Below are 17923 nucleotides of genomic sequence, written 5' to 3'. Positions count from 1 at the left end.
CGCGGCGCCGTGGCCGCAGGGCAGTCGACCGGCCGGGCCGCCGCCGGGCCGCGGCCGTGGCCCCCCGGCCGGTGTCCGCACGCCCGGCGGCGCCCGGCCGGAGCCGGTGCCGTCGCATCGGAGAGCCTGCCAGGGCGCGGGGGCCGCGGCATCGGGGAACTCCCTACGTCCCCCACCGAGACCAGGGTGTCCGGCCCCGCGCGCTCCGGAAGCCGGGCCCGGACCGGTCCGGTCCGGTCCGGGAGGACACCGTCCGCACCCGTGTCACGGGCTCTAGCCGCGGTCCCCGCCCTTGCCGCGCAGGACGACGCCGATGTGGGCCGCCGCCGTCGACAGGTGGCGGCGCACCTCGCGCAACTGCTCGGCGTCCACGCCGTTGTCGCGGGCGGCGTCGCGGACGTCGTCGCGGAAGCGGTCCAGGAGGCGCTCCAGGTCGCGGGGCGGGTCGTCGGTCACGGCGGCGTCCTCCGCGCCCCACTCGGGCGCCTCGGCGGGCTCGGGCTTCACATACGGCGGCCAGCCGGATGGACGGCCGAACTGGCCCAGCTCCCGGGTGAGTTCGGCCAGGCCCTCGCGGACACCGGTCTGCCAGTCGCCACGCAGGACGTGGTCCTGGACCTCCTCCTGGACGCGGCGCGCGATGCGCTGCACCTCGTCCCGGGCGGCGTCCTGCGCCTCCTTCGCGGCGCGCTTGGCGCTGCGGGCCTCCTCGCGAGCCTGCCGGATCTCCTCCTTGGAGCGGCGCATCTGCTCCTTCCAGTCCGCCGGGGAGGACTTCGGCTGGGTGCGCGCCGCCTGCTGCGCGGCCGCCCGGATCTCGCGCCGCAGGTCGCCCGCCGCGCCGCGGACGTCCTCGCGGATCTCGGCGGCGAGGGTGGAGACGGAGTCGCGGATCTCGTTCTCCAGGTCGGCGATCTCGTCGCTGCGGGAGGCGAGTTCGGCGCGGCCCGCGTCGGTGATGGAGTACACCTTGCGGCCGCCCTCGGTGGAGTGGGTGACCAGGCCCTCCTTCTCCAGCTTGGCCAGCCGCGGGTAGACGGTGCCCGCGGAGGGGGCGTACAGGCCGTGGAAGCGCTCCTCCAGCAGCCGGATCACCTCGTAGCCGTGGCGGGGGGCCTCGTCCAGCAGCTTGAGCAGGTAGAGGCGGAGCCGGCCGTGTGCGAAGACGGGGGCCATTTCAGACGTCCTTCCGGAACGGGTCCGCGTCGGCGGGGCCGTGCTCCTCCTGGGGCGGGCGGCGCAGCAGCGCGATCGCGCCCGACACCGTGGTGGCCTTCAGCCGGGCGCCGCCGGATCCCATCCGGCCGGAGATCCGCTTGGCCCCCCACTGCCCGCTGACCCGCAGCTCGTCGAAGGCGCAGGAGACGGCGCCGCTGGTGGTGTTGGCGTCGACCTCGGCGTCCCCGGGCTCGGGGATGCGGATCGCGATCTCACCGGAGACGGAGGTGAGGCGGACGTCGGCGCCGCTGCGCGGGTCCAGGTCGAGCACCATGTTGCCGCTGACCGAGTCGGCCTTGACGGCCGCCCCGCTGCCCTCGACCACGGTCAGGTCGCCCGAGACGGTGTTGACCCGCAGATCGCCGGAGACCGCCTGGGCCTCCACGTTCCCCGCGACCGTCTCGGCGCTCACGGGGCCGGCCTGGCCGACCAGCGTGATGTCGCCGTTGACCCCCCGTACGGCCGTGCGGTCCGAGATCCCCGAGATCACGGCGTTCGCCCCGACCACCCCGACCGACACATGGGTGCGCTGCGGCACGGCGAGGGAGACGACGGCGTGCCGCCGCCAGCCCTTGCGGTCGAGCCACTTGAGCAGGCCCTTCCAGGGCAGGTCCTCGTAGGTGACGGTCAGCGTCCCGCCCTCGTGGGACACGAGCAGCGGCGGGCCGTCGAGCTCGCTCACCTCCAGCCGGGCCGGGCCCTCGTCCACGCCGACGACGTTGACGGCGCCGTTGACGATCCGGACGTGCAGGGTGTCGACGGTCCCGTCGAAGACCATCTTGTGCGGCTCGGTGACCGTCCACTCCCGTGAGCCGGGTGTTCCGCTCATTTCGCCCCTCCTTGAGGTCACCCGGGCACGCCGGGACAACGCCGCTAACGCAACATATCGCGTCTCTCGAAGAACACGATATATCGCGTGGGTGGGAAGTCAAGGGACCGCCACGCGCGCCGGGACGGCGAATTCCCGCCCCGCGGCGCCTTGGTGCGACCGGTCGAGCGGCGTACGGGCAAGGCCCTCCGCACCCCCCGGCGGCGCCGCGCGCGCCGGAACCGGGGATGCGAGGTATCGCGTGATGTGCCCATGCCCGACCATGCCCGACCATTCCCGCCGCGCGGACCTCCGGGCGGCCGACACGGGGACCGCACTCATGCGCCTTCGCACCGCCACCGCGGCCGGCGCCCCGCTCGTCGCGGCCCTCGCCGGCACCGCGTGCGACACCGGCACCGCGGAACCCGCCGCCCGGGCGGGTCGTACGGCCCCGTCCGCGGCGGCCGTCCCCGGGCGCTCCGGCGCCGGACGCCTCGCCGCTGGGGGACGGAGAGGACCCCGGGACCGTGGTGGGCTCCTGTACGGCGAGGACGACCGCGGTGCGCTTCCTCGCCGCCGTCCACGCGACCGAGACCGAGCCGGCCGTCGCCACCGTCGAGGTCGCCGACACCTCCCGCGCCACCTGCACGCCGGACGACCGGGACAGGGCGACCCCCGTCGGGACCGGCGACTCCGCCGCGGACACCGGCGTGCCGCCGTTCCACCCGCACGCCTCGGTCCCGGCCGACGACCGCGACACCGACCTCGACTTCGAGGGCAAGGGCAAGGGCAAGGGCAAGCGCAAGCGCAAGGGCTCGGCCCGCGGGCGCTGCCCTGTCCGGGCCTCCCGGGTGAGGATCGCGCTCCCCGGCGACGCGGCCCGCACGGTCGGGGTCACCGAGGCCGACGGCAATCCGGATGTCGTCACCGTCCGTGGCCGGGACGTGAGGTTCGGGCCTTCCGCCCCTGGGTCCGGGGCGGGCGGCTACTCGTCCTCGTCGTCGTCCAGCCGGGCCAGCCAGGTCGCCAGCCGCTCCACCGGGATCTCGAACTCGGGGTTGAGGTCGACGAACTCCCGCAGCCGCTCGGCGAGCCACGCGAGGGTGACCTCCTCCTCGCCGCGCCGGTTCTCCAGCTCCTCGATGCCGCGGTCGGTGAAGTACAAGGGGTGCTCCGATGGGGTTGTCGGCGGGACTCTCCCGGCAAGGATATGCAGGTCGCGGACCCCGTCGCGGTGCCGGTACCGGGACGGGGCCGACGCGCGGGGCCCCGCACTCACGGAGTGCGGGGCCCCACGGGTCGTACCGGGTGAGCGGGGTCGGAGCCTCAGAGCTCGAAGACCTCGCGCACCAGCTGCTCCTGCTCCGCCTGGTGCCGCTTGGCGGAACCGACCGCCGGCGACGAGGAGGACGGACGCGACACACGACGCAGCCGGTCGGCGTTGTCCGGGGCCGCGCCGAGCACCAGATCGAGGTGGTCGATCAGGTTCAGGGCGATGAAGGGCCAGGCACCCTGGTTGGCCGGCTCGTCCTGGGCCCACACGTACTTCTGGGCCTTGGTGAACGGGGCCAGGGCGGCCTGGATCTCCAGACCCGGCAGCGGGTACAGGCGCTCGATGCGGATGAAGGCGGTGTCGTGCGCGCCGCGCTTCTCGCGCTCGGCGACGAGGTCGTAGTAGACCTTGCCGGAGCAGAAGACGACCTTGCGGACGTCCTCGGGCCTGACGGCGCTGTCGCCGATGACCGGCTGGAACTGACCGGAGGTGAACTCCTCGGTCTTCGAGGTCGCCGCCTTCAGACGCAGCATCGACTTCGGGGTGAAGACGATGAGCGGCTTGTGGTGCGGGTTGTGGACCTGCCACCGCAGGAGGTGGAAGTAGTTCGCCGGGGTGGTCGGGACCGCGACCGTCATGTTGTTCTGCGCGCACAGCTGCAGGAAGCGCTCGATGCGGGCGGAGGAGTGGTCCGGACCCTGGCCCTCGTAGCCGTGCGGCAGCAGCAGGGTGACGCCGGAGGTCTGGCCCCACTTCTGCTCGGCCGAGCTGATGAACTCGTCGACGACGGTCTGGGCGCCGTTGACGAAGTCGCCGAACTGGGCCTCCCAGGCCACCAGCGCGTCCGGGCGGGCCAGCGAGTAGCCGTACTCGAAGCCCATCGCCGCGTACTCGCTGAGCAGCGAGTCGTAGACGTTGTAGCGCGCCTGGTCCTCGGACAGGTACAGCAGCGGGGTGTAGTCCTCGCCGGTCTCCCGGTCGACCAGGACGGCGTGCCGCTGGCCGAAGGTGCCGCGGCGGGAGTCCTGGCCCGCCAGGCGGACCGGCGTGCCCTCCATCAGCAGCGAGCCGATGGCGAGGGTCTCGCCCATGGCCCAGTCGATGGTGTCGTCCTCGACCATGGCCGCGCGGCGCTGCAGCTGCGGCATCAGACGCGGGTGGACGGTGATCCGCTCCGGGATGTTGACCTGCGAGGCGGCGATCCGCTTCACGGTCTCCTGGCTGATCGCGGTGCCCACCGGGACGGGGAACTCCGGGCCGGCGGCCTGGCTCTCCTCCTCCTGCGCGGCGGCCGGCGCGGTCGCCTCGCGGACCTCGGTGAAGACCTTCTCCAGCTGGCCCTGGTAGTCCTGCAGGACCTGCTCGGCCTCTTCGAGGGTGATGTCGCCGCGACCGATGAGGGACTCGGTGTAGAGCTTGCGCACCGAGCGCTTCTTGTCGATCAGGTCGTACATCAGCGGCTGGGTGAAGGACGGGTTGTCGGCCTCGTTGTGACCGCGGCGGCGGTAGCAGATGAGGTCGATGACGACGTCCTTGTTGAACGCCTGGCGGAACTCGAAGGCGAGCCGCGCGACGCGGACCACGGCCTCCGGGTCGTCGCCGTTCACGTGGAAGATCGGCGCCTCGATCATGCGCGCGACGTCGGTGCTGTACATCGACGAGCGCGAGGACTCCGGGGCGGCGGTGAAGCCGACCTGGTTGTTGATCACCACGTGCACGGTGCCGCCGGTGCGGTAGCCGCGCAGCTGCGACATGTTGAGGGTCTCCGCCACGACGCCCTGGCCGGCGAAGGCCGCGTCGCCGTGGAGGACGACCGGCATGACGGTGAAGTCCGTGCCGCCCTTGCCGATGACGTCCTGCTTGGCGCGGGCGATGCCCTCGACGATCGGGTCGACCGCCTCCAGGTGCGAGGGGTTGGCGGCCAGCGAGACGGTGATCTGCTCGCCGTCCAGGCCGGTGAAGGTGCCCTGGGCGCCCAGGTGGTACTTCACGTCGCCGGAGCCGTGCATCGACTTCGGGTCGAGGTTGCCCTCGAACTCACGGAAGATCTGCGCGTACGACTTGCCGACGATGTTGGCCAGCACGTTCAGCCGGCCGCGGTGGGCCATGCCGATGACGACCTCGTCCAGACGCGACTCGGCGGCCGCGTCGATGACGGCGTCGAGCAGCGGGATGACGGACTCGCCGCCCTCCAGCGAGAAGCGCTTCTGGCCGACGTACTTGGTCTGCAGGAAGGTCTCGAAGGCCTCCGCGGCGTTGAGGCGGCGCAGGATGCGCAGCTGCTCGTCGCGCTCGGGCTTGGTGTGCGAGCGCTCGACGCGGTCCTGGATCCACTTGCGCTGCAGCGGGTCCTGGATGTGCATGAACTCGATGCCGACGGTGCGGCAGTACGAGTCACGCAGCACACCGAGGATGTCGCGCAGCTTCATCAGCGACTTGCCGGCGAAGCCGCCGACCGCGAAGTCGCGCTCCAGGTCCCACAGGGTGAGCCCGTGCTCGGTGATGTCCAGGTCCGGGTGCTTGCGCTGCTTGTACTCCAGCGGGTCGGTGTCGGCCATGACGTGGCCGCGGACCCGGTAGGAGTGGATCAGCTCGAAGACGCGGGCGGCCTTGGTGACGTCGTCGTCGTGGCTGGCGTCGATGTCCTTGAGCCAGCGGACCGGCTCGTAGGGGATGCGCAGCGCCTTGAAGATGTCGTCGAAGAAGTTGTTCTCGCCCAGCAGCAGCTGGTTCATGATGCGCAGGAACTCGCCCGACGCCGCACCCTGGATGACCCGGTGGTCGTAGGTGCTGGTCAGCGTCATGACCTTGGAGATGCCCAGCTTGTTCAGGGTGTCCTGCGAGGTGCCCTGGAACTCGGCGGGGTAGTCCATCGAGCCGACGCCGAGGATCACCGACTGCCCGGGCATCAGGCGCGGCACGGAGTGCACGGTGCCGATGCCGCCGGGGTTGGTGAGCGAGACGGTGACGCCGGAGAAGTCGTCCATCGTCAGCTTGCCGACGCGGGCGCGGCGGACGATGTCCTCGTAGGCCTGCCAGAACTCGAAGAAGTTCAGGGTCTCGGCCTTCTTGATGGCCGCGACGACCAGCTGGCGGTCGCCGTTGGGCTTGACCAGGTCGATGGCGAGGCCGAGGTTGACGTGGTCGGGCTTGACCAGCGTCGGCTTGCCGTCCTTCTCCGCGAACGACCAGTTCATCGACGGCATGATCTTCAGCGCCTGCACCATGGCGTAGCCGATGATGTGCGTGAAGGAGACCTTGCCGCCGCGGGCGCGCTTGAGGTGGTTGTTGATGACGATGCGGTTGTCGAACAGCAGCTTCACCGGGATGGCGCGCACGGACGTGGCCGTGGGCAGCTCCAGCGAGGCGTGCATGTTCTTCGCCACGGCCGCGGACGGGCCGCGCAGCGTCACGAACTCCGGGCCCTCGGCGGCGGTGGCCGGTGCGGCCTTGGCCGCGGGCGCCGGCTGCGCCGGGGTGGGCTTCACGGCGGCGGGCGCGGGGGCCGGAGCGGCCGGAGCCGGGGCCTGGACGGCCGGGGCCGGCGGGGCGGCGGGCGTCACGGGCGCGGCGGCCGGTGCGCTGCCCTGTGCGGGGGCAGCGGGTGCGGCCGGAGCGGCCGGCGGCGCTGCGGGGGCCGCCTGCGGCTGGCCCGAGGCGACTGCGGAACCCGTATCCGCTCCCGGCTTGTAATCGGCGAAGAAGTCCCACCAGGCTCGGTCCACCGAGTTCGGGTCCTGGAGGTACTGCTGGTAGATCTCATCGACAAGCCACTCGTTGGGCCCGAAGCCGGCAGCAGGGCCCTGGCCCTGCCCATCGGTTTCGGTCCCGGAGGTACCGCCCGACCGGAGGTCGGGGGAGCTCGAGCTATTGGGGTGTGGCGACACGGCGGCAACCGCCCTCTTCCGCTTCACAAGGTGATGGACAGCGGAAATAAAGGCTACGCCTACCTGAGCGTTTCCTGCAGGCCGGGTGGGCAGTCGTCGCCTAAGTCACATCGGAAAGGCGGTTTCGGTGCGGAGTTTGGCGGGAATGGGGCTCTGAATCGACTGGTCCGGTTGCCTCTGGCAACGTCCACCCTGGTCGTGGCGTCAAGCCGGCGCCGGGGAGGACCCCGGGAGGGTGACGCGGATCCGGCAGCCGCGGGGGGATTCGGCCACCTTGATGTCGCCGCCGTGGAGGTCGACCGCCCAGCGGGCGATCGCCAGACCCAGCCCCGTGCCCCCGTCGCCCGGTCCCGCGCTGCCGCGGTTGAAGCGCTCGAAGACCCGGGTGCGCTCGGCCTCGGGTATGCCGGGGCCCTCGTCCAGGACCTCCAGGTCGAGGCTGCCGGGGCCCGCTCCGCGCCGGGCGCTGATGGTGACCCGTCCGCTGGGCGGGCTGTGCTTGACGGCGTTGTCGACCAGGTTGGCGACCACCTGGTGCAGCCGCTCGGCGTCCGCGTACGCGGTGAGCTCCGGCGGCGAGACGTCCAGGTGGATGTGGACGTCCTTGCGCGCCCGGGCCCCCGGCCCGGAGCTGCCCTGCATGCCCAGGCTGGCGGTCTTGATCACGGCCGACAGGTAGGGCCACACCTCGAAGCGCTTGGCGTCCAGTGGCACGACGCCGTTGTCGAGCCGGGAGAGGTCCAGCAGGTGGGCGACGAGCAGGCTCAGCCGCTCGGCCTGCTGCAGCGCGGTGCGCATGGTCTCCGGATCCGCCTCGGAGACCCCGTCCACGACGTTCTCCAGGACGGCGCGCAACGCCGCGATCGGGGTGCGCAGTTCGTGTGAGACATTCGCCACCAGCTCCTTGCGGTGCCGGTCGACGGCCTCCAGGTCGGCGGCCATCCGGTTGAAGGTCTCGGCCAGCTCGCCGACCTCGTCGCGGCGCACCGCGGTGACCCGGCGGCTGTAGTCGCCGCGCGCCATGCCGGCGGCGACCGAGGTCATCTCGCGCAGGGGCGCGGTCAGGCCGTGCGCCACCAGCTGCGAGATCAGCAGCGAGGCGATGATCGAGAAGATCGTGATGATCCGGATCTCGGTCGCGGAGTGCATCGCCACGATGATCAGGCCGGTGGTGATCAGCACGGAGGCGAGCACCAGGTACTGCAGTGCCGCCTTGATCGACCGGAAGGGGTCGTACGGCCTCAGCGCGGCCCAGACACGTTCCCGCAGCTTCGGCGGGCGCGGCGCGCTGTAGGGGCTCACGGCGTGGGCGTCTCGAGCGCGTAGCCGACCCCGTGCACGGTGCGGATGCGTTCCGCGCCGATCTTCCGCCGCAGCGCCTTGACGTGGCTGTCGACGGTGCGGGTGCCGGAGGCGTCCGCCCAGTCCCAGACCTCGGCGAGCAGCTGCTCCCGGGAGAGCACCGCGCGCGGCTGCTGCGCCAGGCAGACCAGCAGGTCGAACTCGGTCGGGGTGAGGTGCACGTCGCTGCCGCGGACCCGGACCCGGCGCTGGGCGTTGTCGATCTCCAGGTCGCCGAGCTGCATGTTGGCGCCGCGCGGGTCGCGGGCGGCGATCGTGGCGCGCTCCACGCGGCGCAGCAGCACATGGACCCGGGCGACCAGCTCGCGCAGCGAGAACGGCTTGGTCATGTAGTCGTCCGCGCCCACGCCGAGCCCGACCAGCATGTCGGTCTCGTCGTCACGGGCGGTCAGCATCAGCACCGGCACCGGGCGCGAGGCCTGCACGCGGCGGCAGACCTCCAGGCCGTCGTACCCGGGGAGCATCACGTCGAGGACGAGCAGATCGGGCTGCCAGGAGGCGGCGGTCTCCACGGCGGCGGGGCCGTCGCCCGCGGTGCGGACCTGGAAGCCCTCGGCCCGCAGGCGCGCCGCGATGGCGTCCGCGATCGTGGCGTCGTCCTCCACCACCAGCACGCGGCGCTGCGCACCGGGAGTGGCCGCCACCGCCGCGGCGTCGACCGTCGTCTGCTGTGTGCTGTCCATGTGGGGTCCCCCATGGTCGTTTGCGTTGCGCAGCAGCGTACGGGGCGGGGCGACGCCGCGGCTATGCGGGATTGGTTGCCAGGTGCACGACATCCGGAACGCCCCGATTCACCGGGATCTCGATGGTCCGGACCTGCGTGAACTGCGCCGACCGCAGTGCGTCGTCGAACGCGGCGGAAGGCTGCGCAGACCATACCGCCAGTACGCCGCCGGGTTCGAGCCGCGCCTTGCAGGCCGCCAGGCCCCCGGGTCCGTAGAGCCCTCCGTTACCCTCGGTGACGGTCCAGTCCGGGCCGTTGTCGATGTCCAGGCACAGAGCGTCGTACGTCACGTCGGCATCCCGCACATACGCCACCAGATCGCCCTCGACGACGCTCACCCGCGGGTCCTCCAGCGCGTGCTCGGAGAACTCCGCCAGCGGGCCCGCGCGATGCCAGTCGATCACCGCCCGCTCCCGTTCGGCCACCGCGATGCGCGTCCACCGCGGCTCGCCGGCCGCCCGCGCGAGGGAGAAGCCGACCCCGAGCCCGCCGATCAGCACCGACAGGTCCGCCTTGTCCGCCGGGAGGGCGCCGAGCGCCCCGTCGACCAGCAGCCGCTCCGAACGGCCGTCGGAGGTGTCCATCAGGAAGGTGCCGTTGGCGATGATCTCGTAGCGTCCGCCGCTCCGCCGCAGGGCGATCTCCCCGAACGGCCCGTCACGACGGTCGAGTGTGACGGGCCGTTCCTCATCGTTCGCGTACATGGACCCAGCGTAATGAGGTGATCCTCAGGGCCGAACGGGATTTTTACCCGCGGCTGTCCGGGGCCGCTCCCCGGAAGGCCACCAGGGCGGCGCCGCCCGCGAAGAGGACGGCGGCGGTCGCCCAGGCCGCGGGCTGTGCGCCCGGCTGCATCGACCAGGCCCACACCGCGGCCGCCCCGCCCGGCGTACGGGGAGCCGCGAGATAGACGGCGCCGCCGTAGAGCACCGGCGGCAGCCAGCTCAGCCGGGCACCCAGGACGGCGGCGCCCGCGGCCGCGAGCCCGGTGAACCCGAGGACCCCCCGGACCAGCGTCGGGGCGCCGAAGTAGGCAGGGTCCCCGGGGACCGCGACGCCCAGCCAGAGCACCGCGGGACCGGTGAGGGCGAGCAGGTGCACGGCCCGCCACCGCCACCAGGGCAGCGGGGCGCCGCGGTCCACCTCACGGGAGTGGGTGCGCAGCGAGAGGCCGATGACGGCCGCCGCCAGGACCGGGGCGAGGACGACCACCGGGACGCGGGCGCCGGTGTCGAAGAACGGCCGGCCGACCAGCCAGTCCGCGCTCCACCGGGAGGCGGCGAAGAGGACGGCCAGCGCGGCGGCGGCGCCGGGCAGGCCACGCGAACGGACATAGAGCGACAGAAGGGAAGGGGTCATCGTCAGGCCTCCTCGACGGGTCCGGTGGGGGTCACGGCGCCGGGACCGCGCCGGTGTCGCAGGCCCGGACGCCGGCCAGGTAGCGGCCGAGCCAGGCGCGGCGGTCGTCGGGCGTCATGGCGCGCAACCGCTCCGCCGCCGCCCGTGCGACGCGGTTCTCGGCCCGGTTGGCGGGGAAGAGGGGACGCCCCAGGCGCAGCCACTCCTGGGCGGCGTACTCGTTGGCGTAGGCGCGCGTATCGGCCCCATCCCTCTCGCACGGCACCGTCGAGGAGACGGCGTACACGAAGTCCCGGTAGAGCATGCCGTCGTCGCCGAGGCGGCCTCGGAAGATTCCGCCGTACAGCTGGAACCGGACCTCCCCGGGCGGCGCCGTCTCCGGCGATCCGCCCTCGCGGTACCGGACGGGCGCCCCCGGGACGCCGTCCAGCCGGGCGTCGATGCGGTCCACCACCGCGCGCACCGCGGGCAGCGCCGAGCCGTGCACCGCGCGGACGCACACCGTGGGGGTGCCCTGGTCGCAGACGAGCGCGGACGCGGCGGGGTCGGGCCGCCACAGGTCGTCGCCGCTCCGGTACAGGACCGACGCGGCGGCGACGGCGACGACCAGCGGCAGGACGGTGAGCACCCGCCGCCGGGCGTGACCGGCCAGCAGCGCGGCGGCGGCCGGCCCGGCGTACCACACCGCCGCGACGGGGGCCGCCCACCAGACCACGGTGTCACCGCGGGGTCCGACATACGCGGGGCTGAGCACCGTGGCGCCCGACTCGGCGTAGGCACCGACGGCGAGCAGCAGATACCCGGCGACCGCGAGCAGCGGCGCCGTGAACCGCCAGGGCAGTGCCCGCCCCGCCGCGAAGCCGAGCGCGCCCATGGCCCCGAGCGCCACCGCGTCCGCGGCGGCCAGGTCCCAGGCGGGGTGCCCGTAGGACGCGTACGGCAGCAGCACCCCCAGGCATACGGCGGTCGCCGCCAGGTACCCCAGCACCGGCCAGACCATCGACGGCAGGGCCGCCGTCAGCGCCCTGCGCAGCGGAGACCGCGCGGCCGAGGCGAGCAGGTCGCCGGTGCCGCGCCGCCGCTCGCGACCGCCCTGCCAGCAGCCCGCGGCGAGGGTGAGCGGCCCGCCGAGGAGCAGGCCCGCCTCGCGCAGCAAGCCGTGGAGTACCGCCCAGCTGTCCCCCAGTGAGTACCGGTTGGCCAGTACGCCGACGAGGACGCTGCCGGCCACGGCGGCCCCCGTCAACGGCCCGTGGCCGCGCAGCAGCTCGGTGCGGCGGGCCCGGGGGGCACGCTGCGCACGAGGCGCGGCGGGAGGCGTCTGCGGAGGGGTGGTCAGGGTGTCCGTGGCGCTCATACGGCGGCCTCCCGGACGGCGGAGCCCGCGGAGCGGTGGCGGCGCAGCGCCGAGGTGTAGCCGCGTTCGATCGGGCTGTCCCCGGCCGCGTCGTCGTCCCCGGCCGAGGCCAGCTCGGCCGGGGTGCCGCGGAAGGCGATCCGGCCGCCGTCGAGCAGCGTCACGTCGGTGCAGGCGGTGGCCACGTCCTCGACGAGGTGGGTGGAGACCAGGACGGTCGCCGTGGCGCCCACTTCCCTGAGCAGGGCGCGGAACGCCACCCGCTGCTCCGGGTCGAGGCCGGCGGTCGGCTCGTCGAGCAGCAGCAGGTACGGGTCGTTGACGATGGCCTGGGCGATGCCGACCCGGCGCACCATGCCGCCGGACAGGGTCCTGAGCCTCGCGTCGGCGCGGTCGCCGAGGCCGACCCGCTCCAGCGCGCGATCGACGGCCGCCGGTACCGTGGCCGCGGGCATCTCCTTCAGCCAGGCCACGTACGCCACGAACTCGCGCACCGTGAAGCCCGGGTAGTGGCCGAACTCCTGCGGCAGGTAGCCGAGGCGCCGCCGGATCGCGGTGCGCCCGGGCTGGGTCGCCGGATCGTGGCCCAGCAGTTCCAGGCGGCCCGACTGGTGTCCGGCCACGGTGGCCAGCACCCGGATCAGCGAGGTCTTCCCGGCGCCGTTGGGGCCGAGCAGCCCGTGGACCCCGCGCCCGACGCGCAGGTCGAGGGCGTCCAGGGCGGTGGTCCTGCGGTGTCTCACGGTCAGACCGTCGACGGAGACCGTCGTTTCGGTGCTCATGTGCGCTCCAGGTGGTCGAAGGCGGTACGGCGAAGGGTCAGGAGAAGGGCGCAGGCGGCGGCGGCCGCGGCCCAGGCGGGCTGCGCGGAGGAGGAGAGCAGCAGGGGAGCGGAGGCGGGCGGGAGCCCGCAGAGGATGACCGCGCCCAGCCAGCCGCCGGTCACCAGGGCGGCGGCCCGGTGGCAGCCGGTCCAGCTGCCCAGCGCGAGCGTGGCCCCGGTGAGCACGAGGCCCGGCAGCAGCCACGCCACCGCCGCACCCGTGCCCGCCAGGAGGCCTCCTGCGGCGGTCAGCAGCGGCACGCACACCGCCAGCACGGCTCCGGTGCGCGTCAGCAGCAGCCGCAGCCCCCCGGAGGGCGTCGACGCGATCAGTTCGTGGGCCGGGTCGCCGTACCTCCCGTACGCGAGGGCCACGCCCACCGGCGGCAGCGCGGGGGAGAGCACCAGCAGCCAGGGGCGCCCCTGCGGCGCCCCGCCGAAACGCGTCAGCGCCACGGCCACCGCCAGTGTCAGCAGCACCGACCCCACCCAGGCGGGACGCAGGGTGCGCGCGGAGCGGACCGCGGCGAGCCAGGGACGGGCAACGGCCGTCCGAGGTCGGGCCTCCGCCGTCAGGGTTTCCGCCGTCAGGGCCTCGGCCGTCCGCGGCGCGGTGTGCGCGGCCGCGGTGAGCACGGCGTCCCGGACCTCGGAGAGGACCGTTCCGCCCGCGCCGGAGCGGACCAGCGCGGAGATCCGGGCGGAGCAGGCCGCGCAGGACTCCAGGTGCTTGTCCACCGACCAGGCGGCGGTGTCGGCGAGGGTGCCGCCGGCGTAGGCGGCGGCCGTGTCCTCGGGTACGTGCCAGGCGCCGCGGTTACGGCGCGGAGCCGAGCGCGGGGTCGACGGGGAACGCCGGGGGCGCCCCCGGGCAGGGGTCAGCATGCGGTTCCTCCCGCGGGGTCGAGGGCGGCGAGGGCGGCGCGCAATTCGCGGCGCGCCCGCGAGGCCCGGGTCTTGACGGTGCCCTCGGGTATCCCGAGCTGGCGTGCGGCCTCCCGTGTGGTGAGGCCGTCGATCACGGTCGCCCGCAGGACGGCCCGCAGTTCCGGGGAGATCCGGTCGAGCGCGGCGCCCACGTCGCCGTACTCCAGCCCGGCGAGGACGTGTTCCTCGGCGGAGGGGGCGGTGCCGGGCTCCTCCGCGGCCATCAGCTCGCGGGTGCCGGCCCGCACCGCGGCGCGGCGGGCGTCCGACAGCCGACGGGCGGCGATCACCCACAGCCAGCCGCCCGCGGCCCCGCCGCGGTGGGTGCCCGCCGAGCGCCAGGCCGCCATGAAGGTGTCCTGCAGCACCTCCCGGACGATCTCCGGGTCCGGGCAGCGCCGCGTGAGCCGTGCGTGCAGCCATCCGGAATGGCGGTCGTACAGATCTGCGAGGGCCTGCGTGTCGCCCCGGGCGATCGCGCGCATCAGCGCGTCGTCCCCGGGCGGCTCGTGGCTCATGGGCCGGAAGAGTCTCACGCCCCTCTATCGCCACCGCCGCCGCGATCGGTTCTCGGGAGGGATCACCGACACCTCCGACGCCCTCCGCACCGACCGGGCCGACCGCACCGACCGGGCCGACCGCTTCCGTTCGGACGCCGACCCGCGCTCCCACGCCACGGCTGTCCGCCGCCGAGGGAGGGGAGGGAGGCGGGCGACCGGCTCCGGCCGGGCGTCGTACACGTGCGCGGCCACCGCGTGGCCGTCGACCGCCCGAGGGCCGTCGATGCCCGGCCGGAGGCCCGGAGGGGCCCGCGCCGCGGCCGATCGCTCAGAGCGAACAGGCCGTGGGGAACACCAGGGGCATCAGATGCATTGAGTCTGCATAGCTCAACTTGATTGCTTAGGGAGAGATAATGGCTCAATCGTCTTCGTCGGCGTTCGCGCCGCTCACCCTGCCCGTGCTGCCCCTCGACGACTCGGTGGTCCTGCCCGGCATGGTCGTGCCGGTGGACCTGACCGACGCCGAGGCGCGGGCCGCGGTCGAGGCAGCCCAGGCCGCACAGCGGTCCGGCCGGCCCGGTCTCGGCAACAAGCCGCGGGTCCTGCTCGTTCCCCGGGTCGACGGGGACTACGTGGGCGTCGGCACACTGGGCACCGTCGAGCAGGTGGGACGCCTGTCGGACGGCGATCCCGGCGCCGTGATCCGTGCCGTGAGCCGCGTGCGCATCGGCGCCGGCACGACCGGCCCCGGCGCCGCCCTGTGGGTGGAGGGCACCGAGCTGTCCGAGCCCGCACCGGCGGAGGCTCCCGGCACCGTCGCGGAGCTCATGAAGGAGTACAAGGCGCTGGCCACCAGCTGGCTGCGCAAGCGCGGCGCCTGGCAGGTCGTGGACCGCGTCCAGCAGATCGAGGACGCCTCGCAGCTCGCGGACAACGCCGGCTACTCCGGCTTCCTCACCACCAGCCAGCGCATCGAGCTGCTGGAGACCCTGGACCCGGTCGCCCGGCTGAAGCTGGCCACGCAGTGGCTGCGCGACCACCTGGCCGAGCAGGACGTCGCGGAGACCATCCGCAAGGACGTCCAGGAGGGCATGGAGAAGCAGCAGCGCGAGTTCCTGCTGCGCCAGCAGCTGCAGGCCGTCCGCAAGGAGCTGGCCGAGCTGAACGGCGACCCGGAGGACGAGGCGGACGACTACCGTTCCCGCGTCGAGGCCGCCGACCTGCCCGAGAAGGTGCGCGAGGCCGCGCTGAAGGAGGTCGAGAAGCTGGAGCGGTCCAGCGACGCGTCCCCCGAGGGCAGCTGGATCCGCACCTGGCTGGACACCGTCCTGGAGCTGCCGTGGAACACCACGACCCAGGACGCCTACGACATCCCCGGCGCGCGGGCGGTGCTGGACGCCGACCACGCGGGCCTGGAGGACGTGAAGGAACGCATCACCGAGTACCTGGCCGTGCGCAAGCGCCGCACCGACCGCGGTCTCGGCGTCGTGGGCGGCCGCCGCGGCGGCGCGGTGCTGGCCCTGGTGGGCCCGCCCGGCGTCGGCAAGACCTCGCTCGGCGAGTCCGTGGCCCGCGCGATGGGGCGGAAGTTCGTGCGCGTCGCGCTCGGCGGCGTCCGCGACGAGGCGGAGATCCGCGGCCACCGGCGGACCTACGTCGGCGCGCTGCCCGGCCGCATCGTCCGCGCCGTCAAGGAGGCCGGGTCGATGAACCCGGTGGTCCTGCTGGACGAGATCGACAAGGTGGGCTCCGACTACCGCGGCGACCCGGCCGCGGCCCTGCTGGAGGTCCTGGACCCGGCCCAGAACCACACCTTCCGGGACCACTACCTGGAGGTCGAGCTGGACCTGAGCGACGTGGTGTTCCTCGCCACCGCCAACGTCCTGGAGGCCATCCCGGAGCCGCTGCTGGACCGCATGGAACTGGTGCGGCTGGACGGCTACACCGAGGACGAGAAGGTCGTCATCGCCCGTGACCACCTGCTGCCGCGCCAGCGCGAGCTGGCCGGGCTCGGCGAGGACGAGGTGACGGTCGACGACGCGGCCCTGCGCAAGCTGGCCGGGGAGTACACCCGCGAGGCGGGCGTGCGCACCCTGGAGCGGTCGATCGCCCGCATCCTGCGGAAGGTCGCCGCGAAGCACGAGCTCGGCGAGCGCGAGCTGCCGTACACCGTGACCCCGGAGGACCTGCGGGAGCTCATCGGGCGGCCGCACCACGTGCCGGAGTCCGCGCAGGACCCGCAGGAGCGGCGAACGGCGGTGCCGGGCGTGTCCACCGGGCTGGCGGTGACCGGCGCGGGCGGCGACGTCCTCTACATCGAGGCGTCGCTGGCCGACCCCGAGACCGGCGGCAGCGGACTGCAGCTCACGGGTCAGCTGGGCGACGTGATGAAGGAGTCCGCGCAGATCGCGCTCTCCTTCCTGCGCTCGCACGGCGCCGAACTGGAGCTGCCGGTCGGCGACCTGAAGGAGCGCGGCGTCCACATCCACGTCCCCGCGGGCGCGGTCCCGAAGGACGGCCCGAGCGCGGGTGTCACCATGACCACCGCGCTGGCCTCGCTCCTGTCGGGGCGGCGGGTCCGCACCGACGTGGCGATGACCGGCGAGGTGTCGCTGACCGGGCGCGTGCTGCCCATCGGCGGCGTCAAGCAGAAGCTGCTGGCCGCGCACCGCGCCGGGATCACCACCGTGGTGATCCCCAAGCGGAACGAGGCGGACCTGGACGACGTGCCGGCCGAGGTCCTGGAGAAGCTGGAGGTCCACGCGGTCTCGGACGTCCGGCACGTGCTGAAGCTGGCCCTGGAACCCGCCGTCACGGGCGCGGGCTCCGGCCTCGGGGCCGGCTCCACGCCCTCGGCGCAGGAGCCCCCGGTCGCGGCGTGAGTGAGGCCCCGACCGGGTGAAAGAAGAGAGCGGCCCCTCCCGGCGCCTGAGGAGGGGCCGCTCTCGTGTGCCCGTGGCCCCGCGCCGGGCCCGCGCGGTGCCGCCGTCCGCGGGCCCGGCGGGACACCGGCGGCAGGACACCGCCAGCCGGACAGCGGCGGCAGGACACCGGCGGCAGGACACCGGCGGGGTGAGGGCCCCTGATCACGTCGCCGGTCCACGCCTGCGAAATACTGGCCACGCTGCGCATACGGCGGCCCGAGACGAGAAGTACCCCACGACCGAAAGCGGGTGACGAGGTGGCCGGAAGCGCCGGCTCCCCCGGGGAGGCGGATCCCGTGATGGAGGCGCTCGAACGCGAGCTCACCGTCCTGTTGCGGCGTGCCCGCGCCTCGTCCGGCGAAATGGCCCGCGAGGTCCATCCGGACCTGGAGCCCGCCGCGTACGGGATCCTCGCCCGGCTCGCCGAGACGGGCCCCGAGCGGGCCACCGTGCTCGCCGGCTACTTCGGCGTCGGCAAGGCCACGATGAGCCGTCAGCTGCGCGCCCTGGAGGAGCTCGGGCTCATCCTCCGCGAGCCGGACCCCGCCGACGGCAGGGCCTTCCTGGTGCAGCTCACGACGGAGGGCGCGGAGCGCTTCTCCCGTGTCCGCGAGGCGCGCCGGGCGCGGTACGTCAGCCGCCTCAGCGGCTGGGACCGGGGCGAGTTGCGCGAACTGGCCCGACTGCTGGGCCAGTTGAACACCTCGCAGGAGACGGAGGGGGCGTAGCGCCGCCCGGCCGCCCCGCGACCGACCACGCGC

14 protein-coding genes are annotated in these 17923 nt (G+C 73.8%); 2 read left to right on the top strand and 12 right to left on the bottom strand.

Features of this window, described 5'->3' with window-relative positions; translation table 11 throughout:
- Nucleotides 1-273 precede the first annotated feature (273 nt).
- From AB0F62_RS32805 to AB0F62_RS32750, 12 genes are all read right to left on the bottom strand, one after another.
- Entirely contained in the window at nucleotides 274-1176 is a 903-nt protein-coding gene (locus AB0F62_RS32805; protein ID WP_361807717.1) for a helix-turn-helix transcriptional regulator, read from the bottom strand.
- A 1-nt stretch (nucleotide 1177) separates the two neighbouring features.
- Nucleotides 1178-2047 carry a DUF4097 family beta strand repeat-containing protein gene (locus AB0F62_RS32800; RefSeq protein WP_361807714.1) on the bottom strand — a complete coding sequence of 290 codons (870 nt, stop codon included), beginning with the start codon at nucleotides 2045-2047 and terminating at the stop codon, nucleotides 1178-1180.
- A gap of 964 nt (nucleotides 2048-3011) precedes the next feature.
- Nucleotides 3012-3191 (bottom strand): DUF6104 family protein, encoded by a 180-nt coding sequence (locus AB0F62_RS32795; RefSeq protein WP_361807711.1) that lies wholly within the window; start codon nucleotides 3189-3191, stop codon nucleotides 3012-3014.
- 161 nt (nucleotides 3192-3352) lie between these two features.
- A complete protein-coding gene (locus AB0F62_RS32790) occupies nucleotides 3353-7186 on the bottom strand; it encodes a multifunctional oxoglutarate decarboxylase/oxoglutarate dehydrogenase thiamine pyrophosphate-binding subunit/dihydrolipoyllysine-residue succinyltransferase subunit (RefSeq protein WP_361807708.1) in 3834 nt (1277 codons plus the stop codon).
- A 204-nt stretch (nucleotides 7187-7390) separates the two neighbouring features.
- A complete protein-coding gene (locus AB0F62_RS32785; protein WP_361807705.1) occupies nucleotides 7391-8488 on the bottom strand; it encodes a HAMP domain-containing sensor histidine kinase in 1098 nt (365 codons plus the stop codon).
- Nucleotides 8485-9231, bottom strand: coding sequence for a response regulator transcription factor (locus AB0F62_RS32780; protein WP_361807702.1), 747 nt, complete (start codon nucleotides 9229-9231; stop codon nucleotides 8485-8487). Before AB0F62_RS32780 ends, AB0F62_RS32785 begins: the two co-directional genes overlap by 4 nt.
- A 61-nt stretch (nucleotides 9232-9292) precedes the next feature.
- Nucleotides 9293-9976 (bottom strand): spermidine synthase, encoded by a 684-nt coding sequence (locus tag AB0F62_RS32775; RefSeq protein ID WP_361807699.1) that lies wholly within the window; start codon nucleotides 9974-9976, stop codon nucleotides 9293-9295.
- A gap of 43 nt (nucleotides 9977-10019) precedes the next feature.
- Nucleotides 10020-10631, bottom strand: coding sequence for a hypothetical protein (locus tag AB0F62_RS32770; protein ID WP_361807696.1), 612 nt, complete (start codon nucleotides 10629-10631; stop codon nucleotides 10020-10022).
- 31 nt (nucleotides 10632-10662) lie between these two features.
- Complete coding sequence (locus tag AB0F62_RS32765) at nucleotides 10663-11988, bottom strand: hypothetical protein (RefSeq protein WP_361807693.1); 1326 nt, start codon at nucleotides 11986-11988, stop codon at nucleotides 10663-10665.
- Nucleotides 11985-12770 (bottom strand): ABC transporter ATP-binding protein, encoded by a 786-nt coding sequence (locus tag AB0F62_RS32760; protein ID WP_361807690.1) that lies wholly within the window; start codon nucleotides 12768-12770, stop codon nucleotides 11985-11987. The genes AB0F62_RS32765 and AB0F62_RS32760 overlap by 4 nt, the downstream gene beginning before the upstream one ends.
- Nucleotides 12767-13696 (bottom strand): zf-HC2 domain-containing protein, encoded by a 930-nt coding sequence (locus AB0F62_RS32755; protein WP_361807687.1) that lies wholly within the window; start codon nucleotides 13694-13696, stop codon nucleotides 12767-12769. Before AB0F62_RS32755 ends, AB0F62_RS32760 begins: the two co-directional genes overlap by 4 nt.
- Nucleotides 13690-14256 carry an RNA polymerase sigma factor gene (locus AB0F62_RS32750; protein WP_361807684.1) on the bottom strand — a complete coding sequence of 189 codons (567 nt, stop codon included), beginning with the start codon at nucleotides 14254-14256 and terminating at the stop codon, nucleotides 13690-13692. The genes AB0F62_RS32755 and AB0F62_RS32750 overlap by 7 nt, the downstream gene beginning before the upstream one ends.
- 395 nt (nucleotides 14257-14651) lie before the next feature.
- Between AB0F62_RS32750 and lon the strand changes: the two genes are divergently transcribed.
- Both lon and AB0F62_RS32740 read left to right on the top strand, forming a co-directional pair.
- On the top strand, nucleotides 14652-17120 hold the full coding sequence (lon, locus tag AB0F62_RS32745; RefSeq protein WP_361807681.1) for an endopeptidase La: 2469 nt from the start codon (nucleotides 14652-14654) through the stop codon (nucleotides 17118-17120).
- A 341-nt stretch (nucleotides 17121-17461) separates the two neighbouring features.
- Complete coding sequence (locus AB0F62_RS32740; protein WP_361807750.1) at nucleotides 17462-17890, top strand: MarR family transcriptional regulator; 429 nt, start codon at nucleotides 17462-17464, stop codon at nucleotides 17888-17890.
- Nucleotides 17891-17923 lie beyond the last annotated feature (33 nt).

The sequence above is a fragment of the Streptomyces sp. NPDC026673 genome (genome assembly GCF_040638135.1).
Lineage (GTDB): Bacteria > Actinomycetota > Actinomycetes > Streptomycetales > Streptomycetaceae > Actinacidiphila.
The sequence above is the reverse complement of the archived record's forward strand: the minus strand, read 5'-3'. Positions and strand labels throughout refer to the sequence as shown.

Coding starts and splice junctions, on each gene's coding strand:
- AB0F62_RS32750 (WP_361807684.1), bottom strand. CDS start 14,256: ATGAGCCACGAGCCGCCCGGGGACGACGCGCTGATGCGCGCGATCGCC.
- AB0F62_RS32775 (WP_361807699.1), bottom strand. CDS start 9,976: ATGTACGCGAACGATGAGGAACGGCCCGTCACACTCGACCGTCGTGAC.
- AB0F62_RS32805 (WP_361807717.1), bottom strand. CDS start 1,176: ATGGCCCCCGTCTTCGCACACGGCCGGCTCCGCCTCTACCTGCTCAAG.
- AB0F62_RS32755 (WP_361807687.1), bottom strand. CDS start 13,696: ATGCTGACCCCTGCCCGGGGGCGCCCCCGGCGTTCCCCGTCGACCCCG.
- AB0F62_RS32760 (WP_361807690.1), bottom strand. CDS start 12,770: ATGAGCACCGAAACGACGGTCTCCGTCGACGGTCTGACCGTGAGACAC.
- AB0F62_RS32770 (WP_361807696.1), bottom strand. CDS start 10,631: ATGACCCCTTCCCTTCTGTCGCTCTATGTCCGTTCGCGTGGCCTGCCC.
- AB0F62_RS32765 (WP_361807693.1), bottom strand. CDS start 11,988: ATGAGCGCCACGGACACCCTGACCACCCCTCCGCAGACGCCTCCCGCC.
- AB0F62_RS32800 (WP_361807714.1), bottom strand. CDS start 2,047: ATGAGCGGAACACCCGGCTCACGGGAGTGGACGGTCACCGAGCCGCAC.
- AB0F62_RS32740 (WP_361807750.1), top strand. CDS start 17,462: ATGGAGGCGCTCGAACGCGAGCTCACCGTCCTGTTGCGGCGTGCCCGC.
- AB0F62_RS32780 (WP_361807702.1), bottom strand. CDS start 9,231: ATGGACAGCACACAGCAGACGACGGTCGACGCCGCGGCGGTGGCGGCC.
- lon (WP_361807681.1), top strand. CDS start 14,652: ATGGCTCAATCGTCTTCGTCGGCGTTCGCGCCGCTCACCCTGCCCGTG.